Source organism: Sediminibacterium sp. GW821-FHT12F12, assembly GCF_058806635.1.
Map to the genome: position 1 here is coordinate 26,246 of NZ_JBXAPW010000009.1, position 12,543 is coordinate 38,788.

6 protein-coding genes are annotated in these 12,543 nt (G+C 45.6%); 3 read left to right on the forward strand and 3 right to left on the reverse strand.

Features of this window, described 5'->3' with window-relative positions; translation table 11 throughout:
* Positions 1-16 precede the first annotated feature (16 nt).
* On the forward strand, positions 17-1,354 hold the full coding sequence (locus tag AC1RNB_RS12995; RefSeq protein ID WP_493083412.1) for an ABC transporter permease: 1,338 nt from the start codon (positions 17-19) through the stop codon (positions 1,352-1,354).
* Positions 1,355-1,491: 137 nt separating this feature from the next.
* Here the strand turns inward: AC1RNB_RS12995 and sov are convergent, their stop codons facing one another.
* Complete coding sequence (sov, locus tag AC1RNB_RS13000) at positions 1,492-8,763, reverse strand: T9SS outer membrane translocon Sov/SprA (protein ID WP_493083413.1); 7,272 nt, start codon at positions 8,761-8,763, stop codon at positions 1,492-1,494.
* 75 nt (positions 8,764-8,838) lie between these two features.
* Complete coding sequence (ruvA, locus tag AC1RNB_RS13005; protein ID WP_493083415.1) at positions 8,839-9,423, reverse strand: Holliday junction branch migration protein RuvA; 585 nt, start codon at positions 9,421-9,423, stop codon at positions 8,839-8,841.
* Between the two features lie 230 nt (positions 9,424-9,653).
* Between ruvA and AC1RNB_RS13010 the strand changes: the two genes are divergently transcribed.
* Positions 9,654-10,643 carry a beta-ketoacyl-ACP synthase III gene (locus AC1RNB_RS13010; protein WP_493083417.1) on the forward strand — a complete coding sequence of 330 codons (990 nt, stop codon included), beginning with the start codon at positions 9,654-9,656 and terminating at the stop codon, positions 10,641-10,643.
* A gap of 71 nt (positions 10,644-10,714) precedes the next feature.
* Here the strand turns inward: AC1RNB_RS13010 and AC1RNB_RS13015 are convergent, their stop codons facing one another.
* Positions 10,715-11,203 (reverse strand): DinB family protein, encoded by a 489-nt coding sequence (locus AC1RNB_RS13015; RefSeq protein ID WP_493083419.1) that lies wholly within the window; start codon positions 11,201-11,203, stop codon positions 10,715-10,717.
* A gap of 72 nt (positions 11,204-11,275) precedes the next feature.
* On the opposite strand from AC1RNB_RS13015, the gene AC1RNB_RS13020 reads away from it, so the two are divergent.
* Positions 11,276-12,505 (forward strand): trans-sulfuration enzyme family protein, encoded by a 1,230-nt coding sequence (locus AC1RNB_RS13020; RefSeq protein WP_493083421.1) that lies wholly within the window; start codon positions 11,276-11,278, stop codon positions 12,503-12,505.
* Positions 12,506-12,543: the final 38 nt, after the last annotated feature.

The window sequence follows — 12,543 nt, forward strand, 5'->3', positions numbered from 1 at the left end:
CCTACAAACTGCATTTATGAATAAGACATTACTCATCATACAAAGAGAATACCTCACGCGGGTAAAAAATAAACGTTTTGTACTCACCACTATTTTAATGCCCCTGCTGATTGTGGCATTGATTGCCGGAACCACTTTTCTTTCGATCAAGGGGAAAGATGAACGAAAGATTGCTGTCATAGACCAGAACGGTTTTTTCAAAGGCAATATCAAAAGTACCAAAGCACTGGCTTTCGAGTTTCCTGCCGATGTGGATACCAGTAACTACCTGCAGAAAGGATATTCAGATATCATTCTGATCCCCAAATTGGATGCTACCGGTGGCAAAATGAACTACCTTATCCGCTCAAAAAAACGGATCAGCATCACCACCGAGAGTGCTATTTCAGAACGTATCAATGCCGCTATTGAAGATAATATGCTGCAAACGGCAGGTATCGATAAGGCACAACTGGATTCCATCCATATGCAATCGCAATATGCCGAACTGAAAGCGGTGGAAGAGAACGGAGAAGGTGTTAAAGAAAGCAGCGCGGGTTTATCGTACGGTATTGGCTTTGGTAGCGGTATGCTCATCTATATCACTATGTTCATTTATGGCGCCATGGTAATGCGCGGTGTAATGGAAGAAAAAACCAACCGTATTGCAGAAGTGATGGTCAGCAGCGTAAAACCCTTTCAGCTGATGGCGGGAAAGATCATCGGCATCGGCGCTGTTGGACTAACCCAATTTCTCATGTGGATCATACTCATAATTGGGCTCACTACTGCAGCTCAGGCCTTTGTTCCGCATGATGTGATGGAACAGGTAAAAACCCTCCAACAGGCCAACGGCCAAATGCCGGGAGGTGGTATGGCGCAGGCAGGTGATGCTGCACAGCAGATCTATAAAATGCAACACACATTCAGCACTGCCAACTGGCCCGTAATTATCCTTTGTTTTATCTTTTATTTCTTAGGCGGCTACCTGTTCTACGCGGCTTTGTTTGCAGCGGTAGGCAGTGTGGTGAATGAGGATCCGCAGGATGCACAAAGTCTGATGCTTCCCATCACCATGCCCATCATTTTCTCTTTTATTATCATGACCAATGCCGTACAGGATCCCAGCACACCGATGGCGGTTTGGGCCAGTATCATCCCTTTCAGTTCGCCCATGGTAATGATGGCAAGGATCGCTTATGGTATCCCCGGAACCGTTCCTTACTGGCAATTGGGTCTGAGTATGCTGTCGCTGATAGGTGGATTTCTGCTTACTACCTGGCTCAGTGCCAAGATCTACCGTACCGGTATCCTGATGTATGGCAAAAAAGTAAGCTGGAAAGAAATGTTCAAATGGGCATTCAGAAAAAACTAAACATTCGCTGTTGGTTTCGTTAATAGCGAAACGCTATAAAAAAATCTCTCGACGGTTTGTACTTAACAAACTATCGGGAGATTTCTTTTTGTGGCAACGAATCCATTATGTACCCACCTAAATAAAGCTCTTTTATTTTACTGCGCCAGCGAGATCCGCACATTAATACCCGCTTTGGTATTTGTAATCGGGGCGGATGTGGAAATATACGGTATCACTTTCCGCTGATCAAAGAAGAACTTGATATTGATCCGGTTATTCAATACATAATCGACAGAAGGTTGAATAGAGATCTCTTTTTGTCCGCCGGTACCGTAGGCATTGGCCTGGTCAAGGCGACTGTTACTCGTTGCTACATCCCGCATAGAAAGATCGAGACGGATATTCAGATCATTCTGTAATGTTTTGCCTTTTGAACCCGGCAACCTGAAAGGTAACTTCACTCCTTTCTGACGCAGTCCGGCACCAAATACCCACTCTGTACTACGGCTTTCACTTAACTGATAATCGATCAGGCTCAGACTTAATTGTCTGCTCTTACGATATTCGAATTTTACATTTAACTGGTTAATCGTGGTTACATCAATTCCGATCAACGGTTCAAAACCTTCTTTGATGGTTATATTCGGAACAAGGAAGAAAGGAATAAAATTGCCGCTAACCGTATCAATAAATCCGGGGGCGCTGAACCTGAATGGATCCTGATACAATAGCGCACTGTTAAAGCTGTTCATGCTCAGGTTACCATTATAACCGTGTGTGATCACAATATTGCTGAATACAGAAGCCAGCGCCGGATATTTACTCAACCCCGTATAAGTCATTTTCCAGTTTGGCTTTGGCAAAATACCGCTGAATGGATTAGAGCTGATCTTAGTATTGGATTGTTTGATCAAAGCAATACTATTCGGATCCTTTTTGGTATACGCTGCCAGAAAAGCCGGCACCAGTACATCCTGTGCATACCTTCCATATCCTTTGGCATATCCATCGGCCGTAAATTTCTGTCCTGCCGGTAATGCCTGCCAGTAAGGATTCTGCTCCGCCACTCGTTTACTTACAATCAGTCGGTTGGCTTCGAAGGTCCGGAAAGTAGTAGAAATCTCGTTCGGGTTCTGCTGACCAAACAAAGTACCAAATGAAATATAAGAAACATTAAATCCGCCGCTGGCCAAAGGATTCAGGTGACTGAGTCCCGCGCTGCCGGTGGTATCTTTATATAATTCTGAATACTCTTTGGTAAAAGATTTATCCAGGTTAATATCGATCACAAATTCCCTGATCGGTTCCAGTTGCGCGGTTATGCTGAAACGTTGTTCAAAGTTCTGACGGAAAAGGAAGTTGAAAGTACTGTCTCTTGTAATCAACCCCTGTGATCCTTTTTTATCAAGCCAATTAGCATCAGGCTGTTTACCAAATACATAATCCAGTCCAGGCGCCATACTGCTCCAGTTCTGTCCTAAGTACTTAGAGCTGTCCATATAACCAGGCAAACGGCTCCGATAATTTTCCGAGTATTGAACATTCACATTTCGAACCATCGTAATAAACTTACCGATAGAACGGGTGAAGCCGTTTAATTCTGTTGGTTCATTAGCTTTCAATAACCTTTCTGCTATCCGGGCATCCCTTTTCATGGCACGCCATTTTTTCAGGGCTTCTCTGCGTTTTTTTCCTTTGAGTCCTTTTACCACTTCAGCTTTGGTAGGGATATCCGTACCCAGTGCATTTTTCTGATTAACATCTTTTACCACGGCCGGTCGTTTAGGATCGGGTTTGGGTTTAGGTGCCGGAATATTATCGAGTGCCCGCAGCCACTTGGATTTATTATACAGGCTCGCAAAATTGAATTGGGCATTCAATGTGTTCTCCTGCGAGTTCTCGATGGTGTTACCGAGATTCATCGCCAGCCGGCTGGCACCAATCCAGTTATAAGAAGTTGCGTAGGTATAACGGGCCGTGATCCAATCTGTGAGCGGCAACTTATTCAGTGGTAATGTATAGCCCAACGTGGCTTTCTGCTGGTATAGCGTATTCCTTCCCCCTTTAAAGAAATTCTCGCGAACCGTATCTTTCTTGGCTTTGGTATCCAGTCTGCCATACGGTTCATCAATCCGTGCATTATTGGTAGCATTAAAATCGAAATTCAGCGAACGGGAAAGATCCCAGCGCATGCCATAATAACGGTCAAAAGTAAAATACTTGTCGTAAGTAGTATCTACCCTCTCCACTTTGCTATCGATGGTGTTCACAATACGCGGAATAAATTCTCCAAACTGCCGGTTAATGTCGGCCCTGAAACTCAGGAAAGAAGGGCGGAGATTAAAATTGAAATCACGGAACAGTGCTAACCAGGGCGTTTGTGTACGGATGATTTTTTTAAAAGGTTCTATATAATTAGATGACCCAACGAATGTATATCCCACCCCCCCCCGCTGTTTTGTTACAGAATTCTGGAGTATCACCGGACTGCTTTGTGTGATCTGCGAATAAGAATAACTGAAATCAAGATTACTGATATTCAACAGCCCCGGTTTGGCATTACCCGGCAGGAAACGCACATTGGTAAAATTGATGGTTTTGATAGTGGTCTGGTCCAATGCCACGTTTTTGATCGAATCTCTTTTTTCTTTGGAAGAGGAGTTCAGTTTTTCTTTATAGCGAACATCCAGATCATACGGATCAAACTGTGGAGTAAGAATGGTTCGGTTAATGCTGGCATATACAGGCACAGAGATTCTCGCCTGTTTAGGAATCAGTTTACCGGCATCAATGTTGGCCGCTGCATCAAACTGTACCAGGTTTTCTTTGGCGCGCTCGTTTACACGCTGTTCAATGGTACCGAAACCCTGTGTATGGGTATTGGCCGAAACAGTTAACGTACCGAGATCAGCAAGAGTAAGGTCTACCCTTCCCAATGCGGCCCATCCGCCATTTTCATCCAGCTGCGACAAACGGAGCTCATTGGCCCATACTTCTGTTGTAATAATGGCCCCATCCTGTTTCAATGGGTTTTCGATCGCAAACAAAATACCTCTTACTTCTCCCAGGTTAGGATTTCCTAAAATGGAAATGGTTTTATTATCGATGGTTTGCCTGAATATTTTGGTAACCGTTGCCCCTGCATTGTTCCGCATTAATTTCAGATCGATCAACGAACGTAAACTGAAATCAAGATTATTCTCCGCCGGCCAAACCTTTTCTTCCTGTCCGCGCGGATAATTGCCCGGAGGGGTAACCTTCAGCGGGATCTTGATCTCATAATAGTTATTCAGGAAATCCTGTCCGATGCGGATAATCGCATTCAGTTCATTATCCCTCACCGGCCGTTGACCTGGTACTGATTCTGCATGTACATACATCGACAGTTTACCATACTGCCGTATATCGAGGTTCATGGTTTTAAATACACCACGTGCATCTCCACTCTGCAGGTTACTGATCTTCAAACTCATCGCCTGTTCATTCTGCTGCAGGTTCACACCATTGTTACTCAGCAGTTGCACCCTTTCTACACCGGGAGGCATCAGGTAGTTAACCGGTTGCCTGCTGCTGTTTTCTTCGAGGTTTACAGCTAATGTGTTTAATACCGTACCTGCCGCATTGTTGATAGGCGTATATGATCCCGTAGTATCAATATTATAAATGAACTGGCGCCACTGGTTACGCACCAGGTCCAGACGTGCCAGACGAAGTACTACAGAATCTTCAAAATCTGTCAGATATAATCTCGCAAAACGGATCGATTTAAAATCCGGAATACTACCGATCTTTCTCGCATACCCTTTAATCGGAATACGGAACAGGAACCAGTCTTCGGTTCGGCGCACACCATCCGGAGAATTTACATTCACCGTTCTCTTGTCCGTAACAAAAGGAGTAACACCCACAGCCATACCCGGCTTCAGCTCAATCTCATATTCGTAATACGATTCTGTTTCATTCAGTGTATTATCTCTGTTAAGGTCTTCATTGTCGGGATACAGGGTAGCAGCGGAAGTGAACTGTCCGCCAGTGGTTGCAATCGGTGAATTGCCTTGTGGATTATTAAAATTTTTATACCTGCCCAGGATACCCGTACCCAATGGATCAAAACTCGGATCCCGATACCACTTATAGTTATCACCCGCCGGATCCGCCAATGCTTTCTGGTAAACAGGAGAAGCGGTTCCGAAATTAGCCGCAATCTTATTCAGCACATATCCCTTCTTTCTTCTTTCTGCATCATCATCCAATCCATCCAGTCCTACATCCTGGTAAGGCCGATCATTAGGATCATTACTGAATGCCTGCGTGATCTGTATCGGATTCACGGGTGTTTTACCCCATGTATTGGTACTATCTACCGCCGAAGGAATATTGGGCGTATTCATTCCATTCTCGTAAAAACGCTTCCCATCCTTTAAAATATCTTCACTTACATTACCCAGGTTCAGGAATAATTTTCCTCCTTTGCTGGTGGGGGTTTTGATAAATGGATTCTGTACCCAGAATTCGATATACTCAATATTACCTGTTTCAAAATCTGTCTGATCTATCGAGCGCATCAAACCTCCCCAACGGTTGGCGGGGCGTAATAATTTACCGTTCGCATCCAGTTCTGTTCTACGCGTTTCGAAATTATAGGGACCTTTTTCTGTAGGATAATAAGCAAGATCAAAAGTAGATGCCTGCACATCGGTAATATTGGTGGTACGCTGTGGAAACAGTTCGTTGGTAAATACCTGTCTTACGCGCGGATCACTCAATTCAGTAAGATCGCGGCGCAGGGGATTATTGGGACTGTTCCTGTCCTGCAGGTTGGGTTCAATATTATACCAGGCCAGTTTAGCACGGTTGTAATTGTAATCCAGCGTATCATTTAAAGTAGCTTCCGGAAATTTAGGATTGCCCTGTGGGGTTGATGCCAGCGCCCAGGCAACCAATGGAAAACGCAGATCAATACTGGTGCGTGTACCTTCAAAATCATCCACAAAGATCAACCCGTTATCTCCCTTACCGATTTGTGATGGGTGACCCGGTTTCAAAATCGCTGCTTCACCATAAGCGGTGATACTGGATTTAGCTTTGGTAGAATAAAAAGGAAGTTTATCCAGCATTCTGGTAAGACCCGGCAATTCTGAACGATAGCTTACATCAAAGCCATACATGCTGTTACTGATGGGATCATCTCCATACCCCATTTTGGTGAAGAAGGGTCTTTCAGACAAACGCATAAAAGTGGTACCCAGTGTCAGTTTTTTATTGGCCACATAATCCAGTCGCAGACCTGTAAAATTGCGCTGCTGTATACCGAATCCGGCATTGTTTTCGAAGGAAACTTTCACAGGAATATTTGAACTGAGGATTCCAGCATTCAGGATCTTCACTACACCCAGGTTATAATCGATCGTATAATCCAGTCCTTCGCGCAGCACCTGTCCACCGGCCGTTACCGTTACCGATCCCTGTGGAATATTAAATGCGTTCAGGTTAATCTCTGAACCACCGGCACTTCCTTTTACCTGCCCCTGCATAACAAAACGATTCAGGTTGGCATAGGTTTGTGCAATGGCTTTAATAGAATCGTATAACTGGTAGTATACGTACTTCCTTTTCATGGCAGTGGGCTGCCCCGCAAAAGCCAGCGAATCCAGGTCGCGGCCAAAGGGTTCCAGTACCGGAAAAATCACCCGCCCCATCTGCGGCAAAATGGTAAAACCATCTATGTAATCAAATACCCCATCCGGCTGCGGATCGTTCCGGTTATTCAGCCTATCCAGATTCAATATCCGTAACAATGATTTTCCATCTACTGCCGGAGCGCTTTCAGGTAAATATCTTTTTAAACCGCCACTGGGTTCTTCATACAACACGTTCAGTTGAAATCCATCCTGCTGAATACCTCCAAACAGATCCAATGAATACACGTTTTTCATCATCCATCCCCAGGTAGGCAATTCCACCCGCTGCGATGTGGCTTTCAATAATTTCAGGAACAATACTTTCTGTACCCCCCTGGTAGAATCCAGCGCCACATCCTGCGACAACTCACCCACCTGGTATACGCGTCCGTTATACGTGTATTGGTAGGCTACTGCCAACACTTCATCAGACTGTAACTGTACATTGATGGACACAAATCCCGCCTGCGGATTAAAATAATATTCAGATGGATTCAGTTTACGTGCAAAAGTTTTTTCAAAATCATCTACCGGCCGCAATCCCTTCGACAATAACAATGAATTTACTGCGGCGGGATTTCTCGCAGAAGGATTGGATACCAGCGATGCATAGAGATCATTGGCGCCGTTGGCAAGTAAGGGATTGGTGGTAAGGGATCGTATATTGGGGTTGTAGGGTTTGGCCTCAGCCAAATCCATCAAACCCACAATATCCCTGGCATCTGTAGTGGCGCCGGTACGGTTGGTAATCCATACTTCCATTTTCTGGATCTGCACCTGCGAGTTCACCACTGGCAGCTTGGCCATGGTTTTGTTATAATTATCCCGGAAATATTGTCCTAAGAGAAAGTGTCGGTTCTCCTCATAATCATCCAGCTTTTTATTGAAATTGGTAGTAGCTGCACCGCCCTGCAATCCTACCGACTGCCGGGTAGACCGTTGGTTAGCGATGGCACCTGTTACAAACAACTTACCAAACTGCAACTGTGTTTTTACTCCGAACAGATTCTGCGCACTCGGCATCAGGGTGCTTCTTGATTGAAAAGAAATATTACCCGCTTCGAGGCTTTTGATGATCTCATCATCCATTCCTTTATAATCCAGTTTCAGCTGGTTATCAAAACCGAAATTAGAGATAGTGCTGTAATTGATAGGGAACTTCAGCTTGTCGCCTATATTGGCATTTACATTCAGCTTGGCGTTCATGTCAAAATCAAAACCACCATTCTTTCTCGCCCGTTCGGGTAAAGTGGGGTTTTTGATGTTCTGTCCCTGGTAACCAGCCATGATATTCACTTCACCGGTTGGCCGGATATCCACTTTCAACCCATTGGCCGAAGTTCCGAAAATACGGTCGAACAGTTTGTCATAGATCCGCATTTTGGGCCTTGGCGATTTCAGATTGAGGGTGGTTAAAGCTGCTGCCCGTTTTTTGAAATAATCTTCTTCCGCTTTGCGCGACTGGATACGCCAGAACTCATCATACGTTAAAACAGTAGGGGTACGGTAATACTTGCTCCCGATCTTTTCGATCACATAATACTGTTTGGTTTTGGGATCGTATTCGATCTCCCTTTTGATCAGGGAATTATCGCGGATATCAAAAGGGTTCTTGCTCTGGTTCGACAATGGATCGCCCCTTCTGTCGCTGATAGGATAGTGCACAGAATCTTTCTGCTGGGAATACAGGTTAACACCAGCAGACAGCAGGAACAAAGGGATCAGTAAATGACGAATAGCCTTCAAACAGTTACGCTTGGTTAAGTACAGGTAGAAACGATAGATTCAATTAACTGGTTAGGTAGAAATGGAGGCGATAGACTATAGGTTTTTAAGTGCTTGTTTAATGATATCTTCCAATGAAGAATCTTGTGTTTGTGTTGTCATTGTTTTTTTCACTGCCTGCTCTGCTACGGCTTTACCGATTCCCAGTGCCACCAGCGCGTTTACCGCATCCGCATCCACCGATTGGAAAGCAGACACCGGAACCGCAGGATCCAGTGACAGTTTGCCCAACTTATCCCGCAATTCAACGATCAGTCTTTCGGCCGATTTCTTACCGATACCTTTGATCCCTTCGAGCTGCCGGGTGTTGCCTTGCACAATGGCACGGGCAATTTCATCGGGCCGCATGCCGGAAAGCATCATCCGGGCAGTGGATGCACCTACCCCTGATACACTGATCAGGTGCAGGAACATTTCTTTCTCGGCCCATTCGGCAAATCCGAACAGGGTTTGTGCATTCTCGGTAATATGCAGGTAAGTAAAGAGCTGACCGCTTTCTTTGTTACTGACGGCAGCATATGTGTTCAGGCTAACCTGTAACTCATATCCTACCCCATTTACATCAACCACTACCCGGGCAGGGGTTTTAACGGCAAAATGTCCTCGAACAAAAGCGATCATAGCTTTTTCAAAAATATGTTAAAAAAGGTTCTGCCAGCTAACTTTATTACCCAAAACGGGCAATTTCTACCCCCATCCCAATCCAAAAAGCCACCGGATCCGGAGAAGCTGTATTTCGCTAACAACTGTTAGAATCTGCTGAATTTCAAAGTCGGAAAGCGTATTCTCCTGCCGCAGAACGAGATAATATGAAAATCTTATAGATATTTGCGCCAATCTTAGCAAAATATATGACTACAATCAGAGCAGCTATTACCGGCGTAGGCGGTTATGTACCAGACACTAAACTCACCAATTTCGACCTTGAAAAAATGGTAGATACCAACGATGAATGGATCCGTACCCGCACCGGCATTGAAGAAAGAAGAATTTTAAAAGAGCCGGGCCTGGGCAGCAGCGATATGGCTGTACCGGCCGTGCAGGAACTGTTACGTAAAAAAGGCCTCGCCGCTACCGATATCGACTGTTTGATCTGCGCCACCGTTACCCCGGATATGGTTTTTCCCGCCACGGCCAATATCATCTGCGATAAAATTGGTGCCTCCAATGCCTGGGGATATGATATGAGCGCCGCCTGTAGTGGTTTCCTCTTTGCCCTAACCACCGGCGCCATGTATATTGAAAGTGGCCGTTATAAAAAAGTAGTGGTAGTGGGAGTGGATAAAATGAGCGCCATTGTAGATTACACCGACCGTGCCACCTGTATCATTTTTGGCGATGGTGCCGGGGCAGTGTTGCTGGAACCATCTACAGACGAAAACGGGATCCTCGACAGTATTTTACGTACCGATGGCAGCGGCCGCCAGTACCTGCACATGAAAGCCGGTGGTTCGGTAAAACCCGCCACTGTTGAAACTGTGCTGGCTAAAGAACACTATGCTTACCAGGATGGACAACCCGTATTCAAATTTGCCGTAAAAGGCATGGCCGATGTAAGCGCCGAACTTCTCGAACGTAACCATCTAACCGGCGATGATATTGCCTGGCTGGTACCCCACCAGGCCAACCTCCGCATCATTGATGCCACCGCCAACCGGATGGGATTATCGAAAGAGAAAGTAATGATCAATATCCAGAAATACGGCAATACCACCGCTGCCACCATCCCCCTTTGTTTGTGGGAATGGGAGAGCCGCCTCAAAAAAGGCGACAACCTGGTACTCGCCGCTTTCGGTGGTGGTTTTACCTGGGGGGCTACCTGGGTTAAATGGGCCTACTAAACTTCTATTGTATCGAATAAAAATACCCGCCTTCTTGAGGCGGGTATTTTTTATATCCTGTATTCTTTAGACTAACGTCGGGCATACAGGATATAATCCGTCTGCGGTATTGCTACTGCCCCTACCTGCCGCAGCATGGTTACCAACTGTCCGCGATGATAGGTTCCATGGTTATTCAGGTGCAGCATGATATCCTTCACCGGTTGCTGATGATGTTCGCCTTTCATCGTTTTATAAGGGAGAAAGGCTTCCAGATCCGCATCGGTACACGCTTCCATCCACTCTATCCATTGATCATTCTGGTGTAAGATCCCGTTCTCAATATCTTTCATGGAAGGATGAAAACTGAGGCTGGGCACCATGATCTGTTCGTGCCGCTGCAAACGCTGCCACCAGATGCTGGATGCATCCCACACATGCATACAGGTTTTCTGAATAGAAGGGAAACTGCTTTGTATTTCCTGTTGCTGCTGTTCTTCTGTAAGCGTACAGATAACATCCAGCAGCTGTTCATTGGCCCATCTTTCGTAACGGGCAAAAGAGGTTAATATTTGCTTCATGTTAAATCCTACTTTTGAAGTGGCTGGCTGTTTTGCCAGAATGATAACCCTGACTTTGTCAATCTAAATATAATGAATAAAAAAATTCCCTTTACCGGTATCAGTTCTGTGGCAATGCACTCGTCTGGGCAGGAGAATGCCGACTATGCGCATCTCACCCCCATCTATGCCACTTCTACTTTTACGTTTGATTCTGCACAGCAGGGCAGCGATCGTTTTGCCGGTGCCGATAAAACAAGGATATACAGTCGCTGGGGCAACCCTACTTTTACGGTTGCAGAAGAAACCATTGCAGCTCTGGAAACCTTTGGCCTGAGAGATGCCAATGGTAACCCTTTGGAAGTGAAAGCCTTATTACATGCCAGCGGACAAGCCGCCATGAGTACCCTGTTTCTCAGTACCCTGCAGGCCGGCGATACAGTGCTCTCCCATTTCTCTTTATACGGAGGCACCCATGAACTGCTGAACAAATTAATGGCCGATACTGGTGTAAAGGCCACCATCATTGATATGCGTAACCTGGCACTGGTAGAAGATGCTTTGAAGAATGACCCGAAAATTAAACTGGTACATATTGAAACGCCGGCCAATCCCACTATCCAGTGCGTGGATATTGCAGCGGTTACCCAACTCGCCAAACAATACAACAAACTGGTTTCAGTAGATAATACTTTTGCCACGCCTTACCTGCAGCAACCCTTCCGGTATGGGGTTGATTTTGTGTTTCACTCCACCACTAAATTTCTCAACGGACACGGCACCGCCATTGGTGGTGTATTATTAGGAAAGGATCTGGAATATATGCGCACCAAGGTATGGAAATGGCATGCCCTGTTGGGTGGCAACAGCAATCCCTTCGATGCTTTTCTCTTAACACAGGGCATGAAAACACTCGAACTGCGCATGGAACGCCATTGTGCCAATGCGATGCAAGTAGCTGAATTTCTCGCTAAACACCCGGCTATAGCACATGTGAATTACAATGGTCTTACTTCTCACTCCGACTATGCTCTTACCCAGAAACAAATGCGGCATCCCGGTGCTTTGATGAGCTTTGAAGTAAAAGGGGGGCTGGATGCCGGGCGCCGGTTCATAGACAGGTTACAGATGTGCGTGAGAGCCGTATCACTCGGCACAGTGGACACTTTATTATCGCACCCGGCTACGATGAGTCATGCCGGACTGAAAAAAGAAGAACGTGCCCAATATGGTATCACGGATGGACTGATCCGTTTAAGTGTGGGAATCGAGAATATTGCCGATATCCTGGCTGATATGGATCAAGCCCTGCAAAAAGTATAAGCATTTAAAGAACTTAATTGCATTTAGCCCGGTAAGTG